Origin of the sequence: Pseudomonas gingeri (assembly GCF_013385635.1) — a bacterium.
Taxonomy (GTDB): Bacteria; Pseudomonadota; Gammaproteobacteria; order Pseudomonadales; family Pseudomonadaceae; genus Aquipseudomonas; species Aquipseudomonas gingeri_A.
In genome coordinates this window covers 377220-399583 of record NZ_JACAPR010000010.1, presented here as the reverse complement: position 1 = coordinate 399583, position 22364 = coordinate 377220, and the positions used below count along the sequence as shown (strand labels likewise).

The window sequence follows — 22364 nt, the reverse complement described above, 5'->3', positions numbered from 1 at the left end:
CTCGCGGGCATTCGAAAGCCGTTTCAACACGACGGGGAGCTGACTTGATCACTGCGCCTACTGACTTTCCCAGGTGAAACAGACGTCCGGCCCAGACCAGTACCCTGGACTGTAAAGGCCTGCTGCATTGCTCAGGAGAGTCTAGACATAAAATCGCCGGGCAAACGGCGTTGCCCGACAATTGTCACAACACCCCCAACAAGGTCCACACCCGCCGCGCCTCGGCATCGGAAGAGATCAACTCCGACAGCAGCTCGTTCAACGGCTTGTTGCCCCACTCCACGGCCTTCTTGACCACATAAGGCACAGGACTGTGGGGCTCGGTCTTCGCCAGGTAGTCGGCAATCAGCAGCAACTGCCGATAAGCCTCTTCGCGATTGCGCGGCGCAATCGGGCGCGACGCCTGTTCCGTGGATTCGGCGGCAGGTGCCTGCGCAACCGGCTCATCCGCCTCGACAGCGGTCTCTATCGGCGCCACGGGCGGCTCCGGCTGTTGCGGGTGCATGGCGATAAACTCCCGTGTCAGTGTGCTCAAGGCCTGCATGATTTCACGCAAGGGCCTGCAAGTCGGGGCCAGTTCCCCCAGATAACGGTCGGTCCACTGCTCAAGGGCCTCCAGTTGACGCAACGACGCCTGCAACAGGTTCTGGCTGTGCAGCCACCAGGACAACGGCGTGGTGCGAATCAGTTCATTGACCTTCTGCTGCTCCAGCCGGGCCGTCTCGACAATAGCCTTGGCGTTCTTGTTGTCACCGGTCAGCACCTGCCGCCCCTGCAACTGCTGCCAGCCATACAGACTCAATCCGGCAAAATCGTTGCTGCCACCCGGGGCAAACAACGCCACCCGCGTGTGCAGTACCTCGGCGTAACGCCGCACCAGCCAGTCCACCGGCGTCACCCGCCAGGACTGGTCGCCCTCCTCGGCCTGCGGATGCACCTGCTCGGGGTAGCGTTCGCACAACCCCAGCAGCAACGCCAGGGCCGCCTGTAACCCCTCCAGTCCATGCCGGTGCAGCCAGGCTTCGCCGAGCCAGGCCGCGACCATCAGGTCCTTGCTGCGGCCCTGGAGGATCTCGCTGGCCAGTTGTTCGACGCCGGTCCACTCGGCCCGCTTGATCTCTTTTTCCCAGACGCCATTGGGCAGGCTGGTGTCATCTTCGCGCCGCAGTTCGCGCAAGCGATCATAGTCGGCTTCGTAGCGCAGGTTCTGCCCGCACGGTGCCTCCGTGGAAATCGCCGCGAGCAGCGGCTCCACCAACAGCGACAATCCGCCACCCGACTGACTCATAACGCCCCCTGATTGCCGGTCGCGGTGCTGACCGTGCCGAAACTCGAAAAAGGCGACGACGGCGCCCGCACCGGCAGCGGCGCCAGGGACAACGGCAGCTTGCCGCCCTGGGTCATCAGCGACAGGCGGATAAACATGGTGGTCTGACTGTCACCGTTGACCGAGCCACGCACCGGCAGGCGCAAGGTCAGGGGGAAGTCGGTGTAGTCCATGCTCGGCTGGCGTATCACCGACAAGTGCGAACGCATCATCCGCAGCAACGACCAGGGCCCGCCATACTCCCAGCCGGCTTCCAGGTCGGCGACCGCCAGGCTCGGCTGCAAGGGGTCACTGACCGGCCGCTCGGGCCCGTTGCGCGCCCAGCGCAGGGTCAGGCGCAACGGTTGCCCGACCATCCAGCGCAAACGCTGCTGGGTATCTCCCGGGTAGCTGATCTGCTGGCTGCCGGCATTCAAGCCCCAGGCGATCACCTGGTCGGCGCCACGCTCTTCCTCGCGGTCGGTGCGCCAGCGCACGTCCATGTCGAAGCCGATCATCCCGCTCGGATCACGCTGGAACAGCGGTCCGAGCCAGACCCGCGCCTGTTTCAGGCGTTCGAGGAAATCCGCCGCCGCCAGCCGCTCGGGTGACTGGCTCAACACCAGGCCGGCCTGGGCCTTGGGCAAGCGGGTGTCGATCAACTCAAGCAGGTGCTGGACCCGCGCTGGCTCGGCATCCGCCGCCTGTACTCCATGGGAAAACGGAAAACGCTCGGACAGGTACTGGTTGAAGTAGCCCGCCAACTCGTTCCAGGCGCTGACCGCCTGGGCCTGCTGCAACGCCTGGCAGCGCCGCATCGCGCCCTGCTGCAAGGCCACAGCGCGCAACGCCAGCTCGCCCTGACCGGCCGGCAGGTTGGCCGACGAGAGGATCTGTCCACAGCTGCCGGCGTCCATGTCGATAAAATCCCGACTGACCAGTTGTTCGATCAATGCAGGCGAACTCGCCGGGTTCTGTTCCTTGTACTTGAGCAATTCATCGTGCAGGGAATTCAGGCGCGTGAACCGGTCGAAATCCCCCGCGCCCAGGTTCTGCTGCTGGGCCTTGAGCCACTCCAACGCCGGTTCCCGCGCCTCGGCAATGGTCTGCATGCTGGTGAACTGCTGCTTGAGATCGAGCTTCAGGTCCGGCACATCGTTGGCCCGGAACAACTGCAGGCCGAGGTTCTTCGAACCGTCCCAACTGTCGATATCGACCCGCTCATGGAACACCGACTGCGCATTGATCTGCTCCAGGCCGCTGCCGACCTCGGCCAGCGCCCGGCGATTGAGGGAATTTTGCAGGTTGCTCGCCAGGTCTGCCCGCTTGAGCTCGATAAACGCACTCTGTACCGCCAGGGCCTGATCGGTCTTGATATTGAACGCCGCCGTCCCCGGGGTCTGGCCACGGCTGCTTTCCAGGCTCAACCACATGGCCTTGGCCGCGGCATTTTCCGCGGCGCGCAGCATTGGCCCGCGATAGGCCGGCGGAATGCGTGGCATTTCCTCGCTGGCGTAACTCTTGTAGCTGGCAAAATACGTCAGGGCGTTGTTCAGGCCATCACTGTCGAGGCTCTGATAACTGCCCCCGGCGCTGTCGTCGGCGCGCATGGCCATGGCGACGAAGTCCCGGCGAAACAGCGCCGCGATGGCGTTGTTCAACTGCAGGACATGCTCCTGCAATACCAGTTGCCCGCTGCCCTGCTGGATCAGCAGGTTGCCCCGGGAGCCGGCCTTGGCGATCCACTGGTCGCGGAAACTCTGCTGCAATCTGGACGCCTGGTCCTCAAGACTCTGCTCCAGCGGCGCACCGAGCAGGGCACTCTGGCGCACCTTGTCCATCAACGTGCTGTAGCCGGGGACCAGGTCCTGGCCCTTGCCGCGACTCCAGGTCGAGTTGGTCAGGCTGACCACCGCCTGCAGGTCGTCGATCATCGCCTTGAGGTCTTCCAGCTCGGCGAGGGAATTCACCGCGCCGGACTCCAACTGGTCCAGGTGCAATTTGAGGTAGCCGGCCTGGCGGACGAAGTTCTCGGCCAGGTAGTACTGGTCCAGCCAACGGCCCATCAGTTCCTTGAAGTTGCCGCCGATGGTCAGGCGCTCGGTGGGCAGGTCGACCCGGATCAGGTTCGACAGGTCGATCTTCGCCAGGTGCTGGTTGTAGAACGCTGCACGGTGCAGCGTCGCGGCATTGAGGTTGAGCCCCAGGGCCAGGTTGCTCAAGGACGCCAGGTCATCCAGCGGGGTCTTGTGGTTGTTCACCGCCTTGGTAAACAACAGGTATTGCTGCTCCAACGCCGTGGCCCGCTCCACCAGGTCCCTGGACTTGACGTAGGTCTGCCATTGCGAAGGATCTTCGCTTTCCAGGTTGGGGCGTCGGTCGGTGTTCTGGATCGCCCTGAGTTGCGTCAGGTTCATCTGCAACAGATCACGCAGCGGCAGCACCATATGCTTCATCGCCACTTCGCGCAGCATCTGGTCACGCTCATGATCGAGGTAGGAAAACCATGAAGTCGGCAATACCAGCGAGGCGAAGTGCCAACGCGGCGACTGCTCCATGAGTTGCCAGAACGCCTGCACATTGCGTCGGGTCGGCCCCAGCCGGTGATTGTCGTCAACCACCGTGACATAGCCCTTCTGCGCGCCCTCCAGCAGATGTGCCAGCTCACGGGCATCCTTGAGCGAGTCCTGCCAGACCCAGACCATTCCCACGACCCAGATCAACCCGACAATCGCCGCCGTCACGCCAACCACCCGCTGCCAGCGCTGACGCAGCCGCAACAGCCGCGGCACCACCTGGGCCAGCCCCTGCTCGGCAACGATCCGCCGTTGCCAGAGCTGCCGGGAGAAAGTGCTTTGCAGCAGCGGGATATCGCTGGCGGAAAACACCGGAGCCGAGCCCGGCGCCTCGCTGGCGGTGAAATACATCCCGCGAAAGCGCGGGGCCTCGTTCTGTGCATTACCCTGGAAAACCGGATCGAGCAGGGTCTGCAGGTTGCGCCGCAACGCTTCGAAACGCTCCGGCAGGCCGTACAGGTCTTCGCTCAGTTGCCCGGACAGCGCTCCGACTTCGGTGATCGCCTCCACCAGCACCCGTGTCACCTGGTCCAGCGCCTGGTCGCTCCACTCCGATTGCCAGAGGGTTTCCGGAGCGAACGGCGAGGTCCAGCCAAGGGTCCGCTCGCGGGACTCCTTGGGCAGCGCGGTGATCAGCTCCTGGAAGCCGGGAATCTGCTCCATCTCGGTGACCACCACATACACCGGCAGGCTCAGGCCCAGGCGCTGCAACAGGTCGATAAAACGCCGGCGGGCAGCGATGCCCAGGGCCGCGGCCTGTTCATCGTCCCACAGGCGACTGGCCGAAACCGTCCAGATCACCCCGTCCAGGGGGCGCCGGGCACGCAGGCGCAGGATCAGCCCGAGCAAGCGCCACCAACTGCCACGCTTGAGCTTGAGTCCTTCATCCGGCAGGAACAGCGACTCCGGCACCACCAGCACCGCGCCGTCGGGGTCAGACCACCAGCGGCCGAACCAGGCCGGCTTGTCCGTGGGCAGCAGATGCCAGCTGGAACACAATTGCGCGCCCTGGGCATCGTTGCCGAGCATCAACAGCCAGGGCGACTGATAACGATCCTGTACCCCCTGCTCCTGCTCCATGTGCCGCACGGCACCGTAGAAACTGCGAATCGCCGCACCGCTCTGGGTGCGCAGCCACCAGATCGCCACGGCCAGCAACGCCAGCACCAGCAGCACGCCGACCACCCACGCGACAAGCGCCAGTGGGCTCATGGATTCTGCTCCGCCGGGACGTCAAGACTGTCTTGCTGCATCACCGATTGCACCTGTGCGTTGATGTCGTACCAGAAGTAGTGGCTCAGGCCGATCAGCAACAACACCCCCGCGAAAATCGCCAGCCCCAGGCGCAGGCCGTCCGGCAGTGACTGACGAATCGGCAGGCGACGCGCCGGCACATTGCTCGGTCGTTCGAGGCAGTCGCTGACATCGACATAATCCGGTTCGCGCTGCCAGGCAAAGGCGAACAGCGCGTAGCGCCATTTCTCATGCTGGGCCAACCCGCTTGGCCCGCGCAGGCGTCCGTGGAAACCGAGAATCAGGCATTGCAGGTAGACATTGGCGAGGTCGCGACTGGCCGGGACTTCGTCCGCCAGGAGCTTCTCGATCGCCAGGGGAATCTGCTCGCCGGCATGGCGCGAGGCATACAGCAGCGACTCCAGGGGATCGCTCTGCCAGGTCGGCTGACCCGGCCAGGTGGCGTACAACAGGGTTTCGTCCACCAGCGCGACAAAGGCATACACCGTGGCCTTGACCTGGTGCTCGGCCGAGTCGCCGACGCTGGCAAAGGCGCTGCGCCAGAGCTTGCGGCTGATCTTGGTGGAAAACTCCGCCACCGTGCCGACCTGCCGGGCCACGTCCTCGTCATCTTTGTTCAAGCCGTTCCAGGCCTCCAGCCACTCCAACCAGGCTTGGCGAAAGGCGCTGCTCAAGGGTGACTGCTGCAACCCCGTTCCGACGCTCCCATCTGGCATTGCCTTCCCCTTCCTTGACTACGGTGCTTCGCTGGCCTGCTCGACGAACAGGACGATCTGCCACGGGTTGACCGCCAGCTTCGAGGCCGGCGCGATAATGTGCAGCGGCTGCTCGGGGTCGAACCATTCGCCCCGGGCCTCGACGACAAACAGTCGGGTGTCGCTGCCGACGCTGTAGGCCACTTGCTCCTGGCGACTCATGACCTGGTGACGCAGCCCGGGCATGCGTTGCCGGGCCAGTACGGTCAGGTTGCTGTCGGAGGCGATGATGGTGCGCTCCAGCCATTCGACCGCCGCGCTCTCGCCGGCCCCGGCAGGCATCCGCAGGCCGATCACCAGGCGCTGCTCGGGCTGGCGCTCGGGCAGTTGCAGGGAGAACAGGTCGCCGGCCTGCTCGAACGGCAGGCAACGATAACCGACACGGATCAGTTCCAGGTCCATCTCAAGCCAGTTGAGGACCTCTTCGTAACCGCGTTGCAGATCCAGATAATCCAGCGGTATGAATGCCGGTACACCGGCCAGCGGGTCGAGCACCGACCAGCCACCGGCCATCCCCAGCAGCAGCCCGTGCAGGGCCTGCGGGGTAGCAACACGGCTGTTCAGCAGGCCTTCGACCTCCGGCAGCCGGGCCCAGAGGGCGCCGAGCTGACGGCGGATTTCACCGGCATCGTCCTGGCTGCCCGCCTGTTGCGCCTGGCGCAGGCGGCCGGCGAGAAACAGGCACTTTTCCCGGGTCCGTGCACAGAGTGCCGCCACTCGCCGCCCCAACGGCGATTCCGGCAGCAACCGTGAAGCCGGCGGCACATAGGGCACCTGGACAAAACCACCGCCCTCCTTGCGGATACGCAGCAACGGCAGGCAGATCGAATCGGCCTTGTTGGTGTCCGTGCACAGGTGCGGATTCGGCCGCCAGACCGTGACCTGTTGCGGGTTCTGACCGCTGGTGAGGTCCGGCAACGACTCGCTGGTCAACGATTGCAGGCGGCCCTTGAGCTCGCGCAACTGCCCTGCCCGCCAGAGCGGAGTGACCGCCAGGTACACCGTGACCATCGAATGGATCGAATGATCGATGGCATCGCCCACGTCGAGTTCAAGACGCGCGCCGTCGGCGGCGTCGAGGCTCACCGGCAAGCCGTCGGGAAAAGTCGCCTGCAGCGACAGGATACGCACCTGCCCGGCGCACAACGCGGAAGGATCGATCTCCAGTTGATCCACCCCCCAGAACCAGGGATTGCCCGCCTGGGCCAGGTGCGCCGCCAGGACTTCGCCCCGCAGGCCCTGCAACTGGAAGTGCTGGGGCAGCAACTGCATGCCCTCGTACCAGCAGACCGCATCAGGTAACAGACTCATACGCCTCCCTTCGACATCCGATAATGCTCCCGAGCGGCGCGGATCAGCGATCGGCCGGATTCAACAGACTCATTTCCCGGCTGTTGAACTTCAGCCAGGCCTCACGCTGGTCGTCTAGCCTGAGCCGGTGCGCACCGGGAGTGTTATAGCTGGCGAACACTAAAAGTCCAGCCGCCTTCTCGCCCTTCAACGGGAAGTCCTGTTCGGCGACAAATTGCCCGGGAACCAGCTCCAGTCCCCATACGCTCAATTGCTGGCGATAATCGCGCTGGAACTGCTCACGCTCGCCGAACCACTGCTTGGCGCTCATCCCCGCCAGTTGCTTGAGCAGGTCGGGATCCTTCACCGCGACGAAGTCCACGGCAATCGGTGTGTTGTCGTTGGCCAGGGGCGCCACGTCCAGCGTGAGGCTCGCCACACCGACCTTGGGTCCGAAGAACGAGCAGCCCGATAGTGTCAGCGCTGCTACAAACATAAGAATTTTCTTACACAAAGTTGAATTTTCCCTTTCTTGTGTAGGTCGAATGGCGTTTTGCCTTGCTTTTTTATAGACCTGTTCTAGCGTCTTGGGTAGTTCGTCATCGTGACGAACCGGAGGGACCGTCGAAGGATTGGCAGGATCGCATTCTCCACCCCCTGTCTGGCTTTCGCGGTTCGGCAAGGGATGCGATCACGGGCAACCGATGCATTGCGCCCGCTCAATGCATCGGAGTCAGCCCACATGGCCGAAAGTACCCAGCACAAGCTCGACCGGATTCGTCCGCCGCGCGTCCAGATCACCTACGACGTGGAGACCGGCGGCGCCATCGAGAAAAAGGAACTGCCCCTGGTGGTCGGCATCCTCGCCGACCTGTCGGGCAAGCCCGTCAATCCACCGGCGAAACTCAGCGAACGGCGTTTCGTCGAGATTGATCGCGACAACTTCAACGAAGTCCTCACCTCCATCGCCCCGCGCTCGGTGCTGCAGGTCAGGAACACCCTGGCCAATGACGACAGCAAGCTCAATATCGAGCTCAAGTTCAGCCATATCGATGACTTCGATCCGGTCAAGGTGGTGGAACAGGTCACGCCGCTGCGCCGCCTGTTCGAGGCCCGCCAGCGCCTGCGCGACCTGCTGACCAAGCTCGACGGCAACGATGACCTGGACAAGCTGCTGCGCGATGTGATCGCCAACACCGAAGGCCTGCAGGAGATCAAGTCGTCCGCCCGCGTGCAGGACACCCCGGCCGCCAACGAAGACGGCGCCGCCCCTGCCGAAGAGCCACAAGCCTGATCGCCCACCCATTCACGGAGGATTTGTCATGCCCAGTTCAGCCAGTGCCGAAAATACCAGCAGCGAAGGCAGTACCCAGACGTTATCCCTGTTGGACCAGATCATTGCCGACGGGCGCATGGCCCACGACGACAGCCAGCAGGAATATGCCCGCGACATGCTCGCGGAGTTCGCCACCCAGGTCCTCGATGAAGGCATGGCGATCGACAAAGACACCGTGGCGATGATCAACGACCGCATCAGCCAGATCGACAAACTGATCAGCGCCCAGCTCAACGAGATCTATCACCACCCGGACATGCAGAAGCTCGAAGCCTCCTGGCGCGGCCTGCACATGCTGGTGCAGAACACCGAGACCAGTTCGCGGCTGAAACTGCGGTTGCTCAATGTCAGCCAGAAAGAGCTGCAGAACGACCTGGAAAAAGCCGTCGAGTTCGACCAGAGCTCGCTGTTCAAGAAGATCTACGAAGACGAATACGGCACCCTCGGCGGACACCCCTACAGCCTGCTGGTGGGCGACTACACCTTCGGCCGCCACCCCCAGGACATCGGCCTGCTGGAGAAGCTGTCGAATGTCGCGGCCGCGGCCCATGCGCCGTTCATCGCCGCCGCCGGCCCGAAACTGTTCGACATGACCAGCTTCACCGAACTGGCCGTGCCCCGCGACCTGTCGAAGATCTTCGAGAGCCAGGAACTGATCAAGTGGCGCTCCTTCCGTGAAAGCGAAGACTCGCGTTATGTTTCCCTGGTGCTGCCGCACACCCTGTTGCGCCTGCCCTACGGCCCCGACACCAAGCCGGTGGAAGGCATCAACTACGTCGAAGACGTGAACGGCTCCGACCACAGCAAATACCTCTGGGGCAATGCCGCCTGGGCCCTGTCCCAGCGCATCACCGAGGCCTTTGCCAAATACGGCTGGTGCGCGGCGATCCGCGGTGCCGAAGGCGGTGGCGCGGTGGAAGGCCTGCCGGCCCATACCTTCCGCACCAGCTCCGGCGACCTGTCGCTCAAGTGCCCGACCGAAGTGGCGATCACCGACCGCCGCGAGAAGGAGCTCAACGATCTCGGCTTCATCGCCCTGTGCCACAAGAAAAACAGCGACGTGGCGGTATTCTTCGGCGGCCAGACCACCAACAAGTCCAAGCTCTACAACACCAACGAGGCCAACGCCAATGCGCGGATCTCGGCGATGTTGCCCTATGTGCTGGCGGCGTCGCGCTTCGCGCACTATCTGAAAGTGATCATGCGCGACAAGGTCGGCAGTTTCATGACCCGCGACAACGTGCAGACCTACCTCAACAACTGGATCGCCGACTACGTGCTGATCAACGACAACGCGCCCCAGGAAATCAAGGCGCAATACCCATTGCGCGAAGCCCGGGTCGACGTCACGGAAATCGCCGGCAAGCCCGGTGCCTACCGCGCCACGGTGTTCCTGCGGCCGCACTTCCAGCTGGAAGAACTGACCGCTTCGATCCGCCTGGTCGCCAGCCTGCCACCGCCGGTCGCAGCCTGAGCCTGCACCCGCCGGCCTCCCGGCCGGCGGGTTTCCCCCTACTTTCCAGTGACAACCCTTTCAGGAGTTTCAGGCGATGGATGCAATCATTCTCGACCTCGGCGGCGACATCAAAGGCGACAGCCTGCTCGAGGGCTACAAGGACAAGATCGAAATCATGTCCTACAGCCACAACGTGGCGATGCAAGTGACCAACGACGTCAGCAACTCGGAACGGACCTCGGGCAAGCCGCATATCGGCGAGTTCACCCTGACCAAGTTCGTCGACACCTCGACCCCGTCGCTCAATGAATACTGCTGCGCCGGCAAGCCGATCCCGGAGGCGAAGATCACCATCGGCCGTAACGCCGCCGAAGGCAGCGGGCAGTTGCTGCCGTTCATCATCTACACCCTGACCAACGTGGTGTTCTCCAACGTCAGCGTCAGCGGCGGCGCCGGCGGCAAACCGGTGGAAACCATCTCGCTGAACTTCACCAAGATCAAATGGGAGCTCACCGCGCAGAAAGACGACGGCACCAAGGAAGGCACGGCCGCCTCGACCTGGGACATGGCCGCCAACAAGCTGGTCAAGTAAGGGAGCCGGGCGGCCATGTCAGCGACCGGTATTCTTCCCCCGCTGTTCGAGCGCCTCGCCGGTGGCGAGGATCAAGCGCAGGCGCTGGAAGCCTTCGATCAACAGGCACTGGCCGACTCGGTGCGCAGCGAGCTGCTGCGCCTGTTCAATACACGCCGGGCGCGCGAGGCCATGACCTCGCCGCCCAGCATTCTCGATTATGGCATCGCCGACTGGACCGCACTGCAAGGCTTGCGCAGCGACGACCGACGCAAGCTGGCCCGGGAAATCCGCCAGGCCGTGGAGCACTTCGAACCCCGCCTGGCCCTGGATGAAGTCGACGTGCAAGCAGTGGAAGGCCAGCCCCAGCAGTTGAGTATCGTCCTCCATGGCGCCCTGCGCAGTGGTCAGCGACATTGGCCGGTGGCCTTTGTCATCGAGAAGACCCACCAGGGTCTCGAGGTCAGCCATGAGCGACTCGATTGATGCCGAACTGCTCGACTATTACCAACGCGAACTGACCTGGCTGCGACATGCCGGCGGCATCTTCGCCCAGCAGTACCCCAAGGTGGCACGACGCCTGGAGCTGTCGCCCGGCGAATGCCCCGACCCCCATGTCGAACGCCTGCTGGAAGGTTTCGCCTTGCTGGCCGCGCGCCTGCAACGGCGGCTGGACGATGACTACGCGGAGTTCAGCGACGCCCTGCTGGAACAACTCTATCCCCTGGCGGTGCGTCCCCTGCCCTCCTGCGCCATCGTCCAGTTCCAGCCCGACCCGAGCAAAGGCAACCTCGCCGCCGGTTATCGCCTGCCCCGGGACACGCCGCTGTTCGTCACCACCCGCAAGGGCGAAAGCATCCATTTCCGCACCAGCGCCGAGGTCAACCTGTGGCCGCTGGAGATCACCGAGGCACTGTTGCTCGACAGCGATGAGGCCCAGGCGCTGACCGGCGTGCACCAGGCTCGCTCGGCCCTGCGCCTGGGCTTTCGCTGCCAGGGCAAGACCCTCTGGTCGGAGCTGGAGGCACACCAGCTGCGCCTGCACCTGGCCGCCTCGCCGGTGGTCAACGCCAGGCTGTACGACCTGCTCGGCGCCCATACCACCCAGGTGCTCGCCGGCCCGCCCGGTAGTCCGCCGCAGTCCCTTGCTGGCCTGCCACGGATCGTCGGTTTCGCGGGCGACGAAGCCCTGTTGCCGGAAGAGGACGGCGTCCATCCGGGCCTGCGCCTGCTGGCCGAGTACTTCGCCTTTCCGGACAAGTTCAGCTTCTTCGATGTGCCCTTCGGTGGTGGCCGGGACGACAGTGAAAGCCTCTACCTGTACTTCGTGTTCGACCACACCCCCGGTAGTCGCCTGCACCTGCAGGCCAGCGATATCGTGCTGGGCTGCAGCCCGGCGCTCAATCTGTTCCCGCGCACGTCGGAACCGTTGCGCCCGGACGGCACCCGCAGCGAGTACCGGCTGATCGCCGACAGCCATCGGGAAAACAGCGTCGAGATCCACAGCATTCGCGGCCTGCGCGCCATGACCCCGCAGGGCGTGCAGAAGGTCCCGGCCTACTACGGCAGCCAGCATGCACTGGGCGAAAGCCATCTGTACTGGCATGCCCGCCGCATCATCGGACTGACGCCCAATCGCTTGGGCAGCGACCTGATGCTGAGCCTGGTGGATACCCGCTTCAAACCCCGTGAGGACGCGCCGGAATACAGCGTCACCGCCGAACTGCTGTGCACCAACCGCCACCTGGCGCAAAGCCTCGGCGCCGGCACACCGCTGGGTTTCGAGCGTCCGGGACCGGTGGCCTGGGCTCGCCTGCGCAATCCACCCAGCCCGCAGAGCCTGCCGCACCTGGGCGGCGAATCGCGCTGGAAACTGGTGTCGCAACTGACCCTCAATCACCTGTCGCTGGTGGAAGGCCCGCAAGCCCTCGATGCCCTCAAGGAGATCCTCGAACTGCATAACCTGCGCGACGAGGCCAGTGCCCGTCGGCAGATCGAAGGCTTGCTGAGCCTCGGTTGCGAGCGGGTGGTCGCCCATGTCGGCGAGGATGCCTGGCGCGGCTGGCGCAATGGCCTGGAAGTGCGGGTGCAACTGGACCCGCAACTTTTTGTCGGCCATAGCGCGGTGCTGTTTTCCGCGGTGCTGGCGCAGTTCTTCTCACTCTATGCCACCGCCAATCGCTTTGTGCGCACGGTGATGGTCCAATCCGACAAGGAGGTCAAGACATGGCAACCCCAACCCGGCCAGCCATTGTCCCTCTGAGTCGACAACTGCGCGACGACCCGCAGGCCTTCGAGCTGTTGCAGGCCCTGTTGTTGCTCGAGTGCGAACGCCCACAGGCCGTACCATTGGGCACCGGCACCGCTCCCGATGCCGAGGCCGTGCGTCTGCGTGGCCCGCTGACACCGTTGTTCCCCAGCAGTGAAGTGCAAAGCCTGAAGGAAAGCGAAGGCCGGCAGCCGGTATTGACCACACCGGTGTTCGGCCTCGGCGGCCCCGATGGGCCGCTGCCCTACGCCGACCAGGAATGGCTGCAACAACGGGCCCGGCAGAAGGACCACGCCCCCGCCGAATTCCTCGATCTGTTCCAGCATCGATTGATCAGCCTGCTGTACCGGGTGATGCGCAAGCACCGGGTCGCCGTAGGCTTTGCCCTGCCCGAGGCGACGCCGGTACACCGCCAGTTGCGGGCCCTCAGCGGCCTGCTGCCCAAGGCCCTGCATGATCGCGGAGCCCTGCCCGATGCGGCGGTACTGGCGCGCAGCGCGCTGTTTGCCGGCGGGCGACGCTCACTGGCGGGGTTCGCGGCGGTGGTGCGCCAGCATTTCAATGTACCGGTAGCGGCCGAGGCCTATATCGGCGCCTGGCGGGAAATCCCTCCGGCCAGCCGCAGCCGCATAGTGTCCGGTGGCCGCAACCTGACCCTGGGCCGCGATGCCGTCGCGGGCACGCGGGTCTGGGATGAGCACGCCGGCATCCGCCTGACCCTCGGTCCGCTGCCCAACCGCCAGGCCGTGCGTTTCCTCCCCGACGGCGAGGCGCATCCAGCCCTGGCCGCGCTCGCCGGCCTGTACTTCGGACCCGACCTGGACTGCCGCCTGACCCTGCTGATCCGCGGCGCCGGGCCGATGATCCTCGACAGCGTCGCACCGCCACAACTGAGCTGGAACGGCGGCCTGCAAGCGCAACCCACCGACCATGTGCAACGGATCGAAACCCGACTGCGCCAACTGGAGATCGCTTGAGCATGGAACTGGGCAGCCTGATCGGACGCCTCAACGCCGACAACCGTCGAGCCCTGGAAAAGGCCGCTCAGCGCTGCCTGCAACGGGGCCATCACTATGTGGAAATCGAGCACCTGCTGCTGGAGCTGCTGGAGATCGAAGGCGGTGACTTCGCCTGGCTGCTGCCGCGTTTCGGCCTGGAGCGCGATGCCCTGTCGGCGGAGATCAACAAGGCGCTGGAACTATTCAAGTCCGGCAGCACCCGCACCCCGGCGCTGTCGGCGCAGACCATCGGCCTGCTGGAGGATGCGGTGGTCCAGGCCAGCGTGCTCGGCCTCGACAGCATTCGCTCCGGACTGTTGCTGCTGGCCCTGCTCGATCGCGATGAGCGGCGCAGCCTGCTGCTCAACAGCGCCTCGTCGCTGCTGAAAATTCCCCGCGATGCCCTGCGCAGCAACCTGCTGGAATGGACCGAGAATTCCCGCGAGCATGTCGGGCCGAAACGTTCGGCTGCCTCTGCCACGGAAAAGCCAGCCAGCCGCAACAGCACGCAGGACTCGGTGCTGGACCAATATACCCAGGACCTGACCGCCGATGCCCACGCCGGGCGTATCGACCCCATCGTCGGTCGCGACGGCGAGATCCGCCAGTGCATCGATATCCTCCTGCGCCGCCGACAGAACAACCCGATCCTGGTGGGTGCGCCGGGGGTCGGCAAGACGGCGGTGGTCGAAGGCCTGGCCCTGCGCATTGCCGCCGGCGACGTACCGCCCTCGTTGCAGGAAGTCAGCCTGCGGGTACTGGACCTGGGCCTGTTGCAGGCCGGGGCCGGGGTCAAGGGCGAGTTCGAACAACGCCTCAAGGGCGTGATCGATGCGGTGCGCAGTGCCGACAAACCGATCATCCTGTTTATCGACGAAGCCCATACCCTGATCGGCGCGGGCGGCGCGGAAGGCGGCAGCGATGCGGCCAACCTGCTCAAGCCCGCGCTGGCCCGGGGCGAATTGCGCACCCTGGCCGCCACCACCTGGATGGAATACAAGAAATACTTCGAGAAAGACCCGGCCCTGGCCCGGCGTTTCCAGTTGGTACAGGTGGAAGAGCCGGACGAAACCACCGCCGTGGAAATGCTCCGGGGTGTGGCCGCCAAGCTCGAACAGCACCACGGCGTACAAGTGCTGGATGCGGCGATTCACGACGCGGTGAAGTTGTCCCACCGCTACATCTCCGGACGCCAGCTGCCGGACAAGGCCATCAGCATTCTCGACACCGCCTGTGCCCGGGTCGCCCTCGGTCAGCACGATGTACCACCACCGCTGGAAAGCCTGCGCCATCGCCAGCAGAGCCTCAAGGAAGAAGTCGACCGTCTGCGCCGCGAGCAGGCGACGGGACTCGATCATCGCGAGCGCATCACCGTGCTGGAAAGCGAATCCACCGGCAATCTGCAAGCCATCCGCGAACTGGAAACCCGTTGGGGCGAAGAACGCGAGGCAGTGCGCGAGCTGCTGGAAAAACGCCGTGAACTGCTGGCCCTGAGCGACAGCCTGGACAACGGCAAGTCCGACGAAGAAACCGATGGCCGTATCGACACCCTGGCCGCCGAACTGGTGCGCCTGGAAGCCGGGCTCGATGCCATTCGCCAGGATGATCCGTTGGTGCCGGAACAGGTCGATTCAAAAACCGTGGCGGCGGTGATTGCCGGCTGGACCGGGATTCCCGTGGGCAAGATGCTCGCCGACGAAGCCCATGCGGTACGCACCCTCGGCCAGCGCATGGGCCAGCGGGTGATGGGCCAGACCACCGCCCTGGGCACCATTGCCCAACGCCTGCAGGCTTATCGCGCCGGACTGACCGACCCGCAGAAACCGGTGGGCGTGTTCCTGCTGCTCGGCCCCACCGGCGTGGGCAAGACCGAAACCGCCTACGCCCTGGCGGACGCCTTGTATGGCGGCGAACGCAATCTGATCAGCATCAACCTTTCCGAGTACCAGGAAGCCCATACCGTCAGCCAGTTGAAAGGCGCCCCGCCCGGCTATGTCGGTTATGGCAGCGGTGGCGTACTGACCGAAGCGGTGCGGCGCAAACCCTATTCGGTGGTACTGCTGGATGAGATCGAAAAGGCCCATCCGGACGTGCTGGAAGCCTTCTACAACGTCTTCGACAAGGGCGTGATGGAAGACGGCACCGGGCTGGTGGTGGACTTCAAGAACACCGTGATGCTGGCGACCAGCAATGTCGGCGCGGAATTGATCCTGGATACACCGATTGCGCAACTGGGCACCGATGCCTTCAACGAACACCTGCGCAAGGTATTGCTGCAAGCCTTCCGCCCGGCATTCCTGGCGCGCATGACCATCGTGCCTTATCGACCGCTGGACGAAACGACGCTGGAAGGCATTGTGCTGGCGAAACTGGAGAAACTGCGCGAGCGCTACAAGGCCGCGACAGGGAAGCAATTCGAGTTTGATGCCGGGATTGTCAAGGCGGTATTGGCGAAGTGCAGTGCGGCGGGGGCCCGGGACGTTGAAAATGTATTGATGACTCAAGTGACGGGCAAACTGGCGGAATGGGTGTTGGAGTAAAAGTTTTCCCCTGTCGATCCGCTCCTTTTCATGAAAGGAACTCACATGATCGTGATGAGCTGGAACATAAAGCAATTCAACTACAACCCAAAAAAGGACCAATCCGAACAACTGGCGAGAATGGTGCAGATACAGGAGATCGTCCAGAGCAGGCAGATCGACATATTGACCATACTGGAGGTTCGTCCGTCAGTGAAAAGCCCGCAATTCGGCGAGTCCTATGACGATAGCCAGGGGGCATTGGCCGTGGCCCAGTTGTGCCAGCTTCTGGGACAGGAGTGGACCTACCATATGAGCGGCGGCAATGCCTTCAAGGAAAGCAACAAAGGTGAACTGTATGCCTTCATGTGGCGCACTGATCGTATCGAGGCCCTCAGTCTCGCCTCGCTTGTGAACGTTGACGCCCAGCAGAAAATTCTGCCGTTCAAGAACCGTGTGCCCTGCATGATGCTTTTTACGGAGAAAACCAACCCGAGCACCAGCAACATCATATTTTCCGTCGTGGTTTATCACGCGCCCAACCCCAGCGAAATGAACGACAAGGAAATCGGCTACTTGAAGTCAATCTTCGGACTATTCGCATACCCCACGGCACTGTGTGGTGACTTCAATATGAATACGGCATCCGTCTTCACCATTCTCCAGCCGGAATTCAACCTGGCAGTGACCAATGACAGTAGCTTGCGCGTAAATCTGACAGGCGTGGACAGCCCCTACGACGCCATTTTCTATCATGGAATGACCTTGCACTCCGCCGGAGGCGATAACCAGCTCGTAACAGCGGAAAACACCTTTGGTACAGCCCTCGGTTCGAAGGCGGAAATAAAATCGATCAAACACTACACATCGGATCATGCACCGGTCTGGGCACATTTTTCGCTAGGCTGATTTCATCCTTGAAAGGGAAGACCGGAAATGCAGGAACCCCAGGGATACACCGACACCAGATCACCCCGCTTCCTCGCTCCTAGCTGAGAACGCTCAATGCCGCGTAATACCGACAGCAACACCACCTTTTCCCTCACCGCCACTTCGCTGTCGGCACTCTATCCCGAGTCGCTATCCGGAGAAGAACTGCTCAATACACTGGGCTCCCAAACCCTCAATGGTCTCAACGACGGTCCGTCCCTCGATTTGAACAGCGCCATCGTCAGTCACATCACCGCCACCTTGCACAACGACGCCCTGCTCCGCCCGCTGGATGCCCTGGTTGCCGAAATCCGCCAGTTGCCCGCCGATGCCAGCGCCGAGCGCTACCAACTGGTGCTGCGTCCCTGGCTCTGGTGGCTGACCCTGGCCAGCAACAACCGCGTGTTCCAGAACCTCAGCACCTCGGATATCGTCACTACGATCTTCAAGGCCCATGCCTTCACCGATTTCAAACTCTCGCTGACCGGCAGCTACACCCCGCGCGAATACTGCATCCAGTACGGCGAGACCGATTTCGCCTTTGTCTCGCGGCTGCTGGAGGAAGAAGGCATCTTCTGGTTCTTCACCCATGAGGACGGCAAGCACACCCTAGTGCTGGCGGACAGCAACGACGCGTTCCCGCCGATCCCCAACGGGCCGAAAGTGCCGTACCTGGGCCAGGAAATCGGCGTGCGCGAACTGCACGGCATCCGCTCCGGCCAACAGTGCCTGCAGGCCGTCGCCGGGACCTACAAGACCACCGACTACGAATTCACCACCCCCACCACTTCGCTCTACGGCCAGGCCGAGGCCGTTGCCGGGCCACGCTCGGTCTATGAACATCCCGGCGGCTACACGGCCAAGGCCCGTGGCGATACCTTGACCAAGCAACGGGTGGACGCGCTGCGCAGCCAGGAAAAACGCTTTGTCGGCGAAAGCGATTGTCGCTGGCTGGTGCCGGGGCACTGGTTCACCCTGACCGGCCATGATGACGCCAGCCTGAATATCGACTGGGTGGTGACGTCGGTCACTCACGAAGTCGATCACGAAAACTACCGCAATCGCTTCGAGGCGATTCCCAAGGCGACTGCCTTTCGCCCAACGCGTAGCACGCCGAAACCGCGCATGCACACGCAGACCGCCCTGGTGGTGGGCAAGTCCGGCGAGGAAATCTGGACCGATGAATACGGCCGGATCAAGCTGCAATTTCCCTGGGACCGCGACGGCAAGAACGACGAGACCAGCTCCTGCTGGGTGCGCGTGGTCCTGCCCTGGAGCGGCAAGGGCTTCGGCATGCAGTTCGTGCCACGGATCGGCCAGGAAGTGATCGTCACCTTTATCGACGGTGACCCGGACCGGCCGCTGGTCACCGGCTGCGTCTACAACGGCGACAATGCCCTGCCCTATGCGCTGCCGGCCAACCAGACCCAGTCCGGGATCAAGACCAACTCGTCCAAGGGCGGTGGTGGCTTCAACGAACTGCGCTTCGAGGACAAGAAGGATGCCGAGGAAGTTTTCTTGCAGGCGCAGAAGGACTTCAAGATCAATGTGCTCAACGACACCACCGCCACCGTCGGCCACGATGAAACCCTCACCGTACAGAACGCCCGTACGCGCACGGTGAAGGAAGGCGACGAAACCGTGACCCTGGAAAAGGGCAAGCGCAGCGTCACCCTCCAGACCGGCAGCGATACCCTCGATGTCAAGGACAGTCGCACGGTGAAAGTCGGCGCCGACCAGACCCACAGCACCGGCGGCAATTACGAGCACAAGGTCACCGGCAACTACAACCTGACGGTCGACGGCAACCTGACGATCAAGGTGAGCGGCACCCTGACCCTGCAGAGCGGCGGCAGTTTCACCATCAAGAGCGACGCCGACCTGGCGGCCCAGGCCGCGACCTCCATCAGCCAGAAGGCCGGCACCTCCCTGAGCAACCAGGCCGGTACGTCGCTGGAGAACAAGGCCGGCACCACCCTGACCAACGACGCGGGCGTCAGCCTGATGAACAAGGGCGGCGCCGAGCAGACCGTGGACGGCGGCGGCATGCTGACCATCAAGGGCGGCCTGGTGAAGGTCAATTGAGGAGCGCACATGAGTGAGTCGACCAAGCTGGACCTGGTACGCGGCGATAGCCATCTCAGTGGCCGCCTGCTGGATGACCGGTTGGAGGGGCCACTGAAGATCGAGGAAGCCGGGCGCCCCCAGGCCAACCTGAACTACAGCCAGGGCGAGTTGCAGGGGCTGTCGACGCTCTATCACCCTAACGGCAAGGTCTCGGCGCAGGTGCCTTATGTGGCCGGGAAGACCCACGGCATCGCCAGCTTCTTCAGCCCGGAAGGCGCCTTGCAGCGCAAGGCCGGCTATCGTCACGGCCTGCTGCATGGCGAGGCGACCAATTACTTTGCCGATGGCAGCGTGGCGGAAGTCGAGCGCAATCGTGATGGCGTGCGCGATGGCCTGTACCAGCGTTTTCACCCGAACGGCCAACTCGCCCTGAGCAGCCGTTATCGCCACGGCCAGTTGCTCGATGCCGGACAGCCCTATGCCGAGGACGGCCGCCCACTGGATGCCGAGGGCAAGCCGATCTCGCGCTGGCGCTGGTGGTGGTTGCGCCGTGAAGGTGCGGAGCAAGCCTGAGGATCAGGGAATCAGCATCTGCACCTGCCCCGGCACGACGATCTTGATCACCCCGCCCCATGTGCACATCACGCAACTGTTGGCATCCAGCGCCGGCATGCTGCCCAGCAGCAGGGTCGGCGGCCCGCCGGGAATCCAGGGCGCGGCGGTGGCCGGAATGCATGGCATGGGCGTCAGCACGCCGAGAGCCGCAGCGGTCGCGGCGGCCACCATCGGATTGGCGATGCTCTGGCACATGGCGAAGGTGCCGATATTCACCAGCGGGATGTAGTCCATGATATTTGCCGCGGGCATGCTGCTGGTCAGCGCCCGGTTGATCGGCAGAACGTTGAGCGTGCCCGGCGCGGCACCGAAGCTGCATTGCAGGGTGGCGCCGCTGCATACCTGGGGACTGCCCATGGGGATCTCCTTTTCCTGTTGGCCGCGGGACACTGGCAGCGTAGACCAGAACCCGTAGTTCGTGATCTGCGACGCGGAGCGTCACGGGCTGCATTCCCACGCGGAGCGTGGGAACGATCGGTGCGATAAGGATTACACTATTGTCCCCTCGCGCCCCGGACGTCCCATGGATATCGACCTCGCCCGCACCTTTCTCGAAATCGCCCGCTACGGCAGCCTGGTGGCCGCCGCCGAGAAACTGCATGTGACCCAGACCGCGATCACCGCCCGGGTGCAGAAGCTCGAAAGCCAGCTCGATGCCACGCTCTTTGTGCGTAATCGTGCCGGTGCCAGGCTGACGGCGGATGGCGAGGCCTTCGTGGTCTATGCCAACCAGTTGGTGCAGACCTGGGAAGCCGCCCGCCGCGACCTGCCGCTGCCGGACGGTTTCAACAACGTGCTGCATATCGGCGGCGAAGTCAGCCTGTGCAATCCGCTGATCCTCAGTTGGGCCAAGGCGTTGCGCGAGCAGATCCCGACCCATGCGCTACGTACCGAAATCCGCGACGGCGAGCAGTTGCTGCGCCAGCTCGAACTGGGGGTGCTGGATGCCGCGCTGGTCTATCAGCCGGCGTACTGGCCGGGGTTGCAGGTGGAGCAGTTGCTGGAGGAAAAACTGATCCTCGTGCGCCTGGCGGAAAAGCCCGAGCCCTATGTGTATATCGACTGGGGCGAAGGCTTCCGCCGCCAGCACGACGCCGCCTTGCCGGACAAGGCGCGGGCCGCCGTCAGCTTCAACCTCGGGCCGGTGGCCTTGCAGTTCATCCTCGGTAATGGCGGCTCCGGCTACTTTCGTACCCGGGTGGTCCAGAGCTATCTGGACAGCGGCGTCCTGGAGCGGGTACCCAAGGCGCCGGAGTTCAGTTACCCGACCTATCTGGTGTACGCCCGCGAGCGGGACTCGGCGACCCTGCAGAAGGCCTTCGAGTTGCTGCGCGAGATCGTCAAGGCCGACAGCGACTGGTCGCAACGCTGGGACCCGATGCTCTGAGCCTCAGGCCGGACTGGTTTCCCCACGGCGCTCATGCTCGGCGAGCACACTCTTGATGATGTCCATCACTTCCACGTTCGAGCGCTCCATCACCTCCAGTTGCACCAGGGTCTCGTCGAGCCGTCCCTGGCCGTGAGCGGCCAGGGCCTCGGCACCGGCCGAATGCACCAGGCCATGGGGACGTTCGATGCGGTTGAAGGCCTTGTAGCTTTTCAGTTGCTGATTGCCTTCGCCGTAGTACCAGCGACCGAACGGGCAGTCATGATCACTGATCAACGGCGCCTCGCAGGCCTCACCCAGTATGCCCTCGTAGACCGAGACCTTCAGCGACAGCTCGGCCAGGTTGGCCTGTTCGATCCCGGCCCGGAAGCACGACTGGCTCATCTCCTGCTGCATGCGCTGGGCCAGGGTGTAGACCTCGAACATCGCCCCGCCGGCTTCGTTGGTGAGGCCATGGAAGACGCTGGCGGTACTGGCCTGTTGCTGGATGCTGCTCTGGGCCACGCCGATCATCGCCTTGATATCGGCGGTTTCGCGGATGATGTCCTGAGTGGCACTGGCGGTCTTTTCCGCCAGGTCGCGGATCTCGCTGGCGACCACGGCGAAACCACGGCCCGACTCACCGGCTCGGGCCGCCTCGATGGCCGCGTTGAGCGCCAGCAGGTTGGTCATGTTGGCGATGGAACTGATCAGGCCGACAATCCGGTCGATCTCGCTGGCGCGGATCACCAACCGCGAGATCTGCTCATTGAGGTCTGCCAGACCGTCCTGCATGACATGGGTCTGCTCTTGCAGGACGCCAAATTTCTGCTTGTTCTGGATCGCCGCCACGGCCACGCTCTTGGCCCTGTGGTTATTGTCCACCAGGCGCAGGTTGAGGTAATCGAAGGACTCGCCGACATGGGAAATGGAGCGACCGAATTGCAGCAGGTTGCCCGCCAGCCCCTGGTAGAACGCCAGCTCGGCCCTGGGCGCCACTTGCCGTTCGCGGGACTCGCGACCGGACTCCAGTTCGGCGATGCGTTGCCGGGCCTG

18 protein-coding genes and 1 pseudogene are annotated in these 22364 nt (G+C 63.7%); 11 read left to right on the top strand and 8 right to left on the bottom strand.

Features of this window, described 5'->3' with window-relative positions:
* Window positions 1-184: 184 nt before the first annotated feature.
* The 5 genes from tssA to HX851_RS12210 are packed head-to-tail and all read right to left on the bottom strand — an operon-like array spanning window position 185 to window position 7677.
* Window positions 185-1288: a type VI secretion system protein TssA gene (gene tssA / locus HX851_RS12230; RefSeq protein ID WP_177056365.1), complete on the bottom strand. Its 1104-nt coding sequence runs from the start codon at window positions 1286-1288 to the stop codon at window positions 185-187.
* A complete protein-coding gene (locus HX851_RS12225; protein WP_177065523.1) occupies window positions 1285-5094 on the bottom strand; it encodes a type VI secretion system protein in 3810 nt (1269 codons plus the stop codon). Before HX851_RS12225 ends, tssA begins: the two co-directional genes overlap by 4 nt.
* Window positions 5091-5852: a DotU family type IV/VI secretion system protein gene (locus HX851_RS12220; RefSeq protein ID WP_177056367.1), complete on the bottom strand. Its 762-nt coding sequence runs from the start codon at window positions 5850-5852 to the stop codon at window positions 5091-5093. The genes HX851_RS12225 and HX851_RS12220 overlap by 4 nt, the downstream gene beginning before the upstream one ends.
* Before the next feature lie 18 nt (window positions 5853-5870).
* Entirely contained in the window at window positions 5871-7202 is a 1332-nt protein-coding gene (gene tssK / locus HX851_RS12215) for a type VI secretion system baseplate subunit TssK (protein ID WP_177065522.1), read from the bottom strand.
* A gap of 43 nt (window positions 7203-7245) precedes the next feature.
* Entirely contained in the window at window positions 7246-7677 is a 432-nt protein-coding gene (locus HX851_RS12210) for a type VI secretion protein (protein WP_177056369.1), read from the bottom strand.
* 246 nt (window positions 7678-7923) lie between these two features.
* Between HX851_RS12210 and tssB the strand changes: the two genes are divergently transcribed.
* From tssB to HX851_RS12160, 10 genes are all read left to right on the top strand, one after another.
* Window positions 7924-8475, top strand: coding sequence for a type VI secretion system contractile sheath small subunit (tssB, locus tag HX851_RS12205; protein WP_177056370.1), 552 nt, complete (start codon window positions 7924-7926; stop codon window positions 8473-8475).
* Window positions 8476-8503: 28 nt separating this feature from the next.
* Window positions 8504-9991, top strand: coding sequence for a type VI secretion system contractile sheath large subunit (gene tssC / locus HX851_RS12200; protein ID WP_177056371.1), 1488 nt, complete (start codon window positions 8504-8506; stop codon window positions 9989-9991).
* A 76-nt stretch (window positions 9992-10067) separates the two neighbouring features.
* Entirely contained in the window at window positions 10068-10565 is a 498-nt protein-coding gene (locus HX851_RS12195; protein WP_177056372.1) for an Hcp family type VI secretion system effector, read from the top strand.
* 15 nt (window positions 10566-10580) lie between these two features.
* Window positions 10581-11030, top strand: coding sequence for a type VI secretion system baseplate subunit TssE (gene tssE / locus HX851_RS12190; RefSeq protein WP_177056373.1), 450 nt, complete (start codon window positions 10581-10583; stop codon window positions 11028-11030).
* Window positions 11014-12807, top strand: a complete 1794-nt coding sequence (gene tssF, locus HX851_RS12185; protein ID WP_177065521.1) for a type VI secretion system baseplate subunit TssF — start codon at window positions 11014-11016, stop codon at window positions 12805-12807. The genes tssE and tssF overlap by 17 nt, the downstream gene beginning before the upstream one ends.
* Entirely contained in the window at window positions 12771-13790 is a 1020-nt protein-coding gene (tssG, locus tag HX851_RS12180; RefSeq protein WP_177065520.1) for a type VI secretion system baseplate subunit TssG, read from the top strand. Before tssF ends, tssG begins: the two co-directional genes overlap by 37 nt.
* A 2-nt stretch (window positions 13791-13792) precedes the next feature.
* A complete protein-coding gene (gene tssH, locus HX851_RS12175) occupies window positions 13793-16351 on the top strand; it encodes a type VI secretion system ATPase TssH (protein ID WP_177056638.1) in 2559 nt (852 codons plus the stop codon).
* 45 nt (window positions 16352-16396) lie between these two features.
* Window positions 16397-17239, top strand: a complete 843-nt coding sequence (locus HX851_RS12170; RefSeq protein WP_177056376.1) for an exonuclease/endonuclease/phosphatase family protein — start codon at window positions 16397-16399, stop codon at window positions 17237-17239.
* 96 nt (window positions 17240-17335) lie between these two features.
* The gene (locus HX851_RS12165) at window positions 17336-19345 is read left to right on the top strand and encodes a type VI secretion system Vgr family protein (RefSeq protein WP_177065519.1); all 2010 of its coding nucleotides are present in this window, start codon (window positions 17336-17338) and stop codon (window positions 19343-19345) included.
* A 9-nt stretch (window positions 19346-19354) separates the two neighbouring features.
* The gene (locus tag HX851_RS12160) at window positions 19355-19900 is read left to right on the top strand and encodes a toxin-antitoxin system YwqK family antitoxin (RefSeq protein ID WP_177056378.1); all 546 of its coding nucleotides are present in this window, start codon (window positions 19355-19357) and stop codon (window positions 19898-19900) included.
* A gap of 3 nt (window positions 19901-19903) precedes the next feature.
* Here the strand turns inward: HX851_RS12160 and HX851_RS12155 are convergent, their stop codons facing one another.
* Window positions 19904-20299, bottom strand: a complete 396-nt coding sequence (locus HX851_RS12155) for a DUF4280 domain-containing protein (RefSeq protein WP_177056379.1) — start codon at window positions 20297-20299, stop codon at window positions 19904-19906.
* 166 nt (window positions 20300-20465) lie between these two features.
* Between HX851_RS12155 and HX851_RS12150 the strand changes: the two genes are divergently transcribed.
* The gene (locus HX851_RS12150; protein WP_177056380.1) at window positions 20466-21329 is read left to right on the top strand and encodes a LysR family transcriptional regulator; all 864 of its coding nucleotides are present in this window, start codon (window positions 20466-20468) and stop codon (window positions 21327-21329) included.
* Between the two features lie 3 nt (window positions 21330-21332).
* On the opposite strand, the gene HX851_RS45430 is transcribed toward HX851_RS12150, so the two are convergent.
* Entirely contained in the window at window positions 21333-21713 is a 381-nt protein-coding gene (locus HX851_RS45430) for a CZB domain-containing protein (RefSeq protein ID WP_256262328.1), read from the bottom strand.
* Between the two features lie 51 nt (window positions 21714-21764).
* Window positions 21765-22103: pseudogene (locus HX851_RS45425) on the bottom strand (methyl-accepting chemotaxis protein); the annotation flags it as partial.
* Window positions 22104-22364: the final 261 nt, after the last annotated feature.

Bases quoted from the DNA above. Each gene is read 5' to 3' on its own strand.
- HX851_RS12220 (WP_177056367.1), bottom strand. From the start codon at position 5,852: ATGCCAGATGGGAGCGTCGGAACGGGGTTGCAGCAGTCACCCTTGAGC.
- HX851_RS12170 (WP_177056376.1), top strand. From the start codon at position 16,397: ATGATCGTGATGAGCTGGAACATAAAGCAATTCAACTACAACCCAAAA.
- tssE (WP_177056373.1), top strand. From the start codon at position 10,581: ATGTCAGCGACCGGTATTCTTCCCCCGCTGTTCGAGCGCCTCGCCGGT.
- tssA (WP_177056365.1), bottom strand. From the start codon at position 1,288: ATGAGTCAGTCGGGTGGCGGATTGTCGCTGTTGGTGGAGCCGCTGCTC.
- tssK (WP_177065522.1), bottom strand. From the start codon at position 7,202: ATGAGTCTGTTACCTGATGCGGTCTGCTGGTACGAGGGCATGCAGTTG.
- tssG (WP_177065520.1), top strand. From the start codon at position 12,771: ATGGCAACCCCAACCCGGCCAGCCATTGTCCCTCTGAGTCGACAACTG.
- tssB (WP_177056370.1), top strand. From the start codon at position 7,924: ATGGCCGAAAGTACCCAGCACAAGCTCGACCGGATTCGTCCGCCGCGC.
- HX851_RS12160 (WP_177056378.1), top strand. From the start codon at position 19,355: ATGAGTGAGTCGACCAAGCTGGACCTGGTACGCGGCGATAGCCATCTC.
- tssC (WP_177056371.1), top strand. From the start codon at position 8,504: ATGCCCAGTTCAGCCAGTGCCGAAAATACCAGCAGCGAAGGCAGTACC.
- HX851_RS12225 (WP_177065523.1), bottom strand. From the start codon at position 5,094: ATGAGCCCACTGGCGCTTGTCGCGTGGGTGGTCGGCGTGCTGCTGGTG.
- HX851_RS12165 (WP_177065519.1), top strand. From the start codon at position 17,336: ATGCCGCGTAATACCGACAGCAACACCACCTTTTCCCTCACCGCCACT.
- tssH (WP_177056638.1), top strand. From the start codon at position 13,793: ATGGAACTGGGCAGCCTGATCGGACGCCTCAACGCCGACAACCGTCGA.
- HX851_RS12150 (WP_177056380.1), top strand. From the start codon at position 20,466: ATGGATATCGACCTCGCCCGCACCTTTCTCGAAATCGCCCGCTACGGC.
- HX851_RS12155 (WP_177056379.1), bottom strand. From the start codon at position 20,299: ATGGGCAGTCCCCAGGTATGCAGCGGCGCCACCCTGCAATGCAGCTTC.
- HX851_RS12210 (WP_177056369.1), bottom strand. From the start codon at position 7,677: ATGTTTGTAGCAGCGCTGACACTATCGGGCTGCTCGTTCTTCGGACCC.
- tssF (WP_177065521.1), top strand. From the start codon at position 11,014: ATGAGCGACTCGATTGATGCCGAACTGCTCGACTATTACCAACGCGAA.
- HX851_RS12195 (WP_177056372.1), top strand. From the start codon at position 10,068: ATGGATGCAATCATTCTCGACCTCGGCGGCGACATCAAAGGCGACAGC.
- HX851_RS45430 (WP_256262328.1), bottom strand. From the start codon at position 21,713: ATGAGCCAGTCGTGCTTCCGGGCCGGGATCGAACAGGCCAACCTGGCC.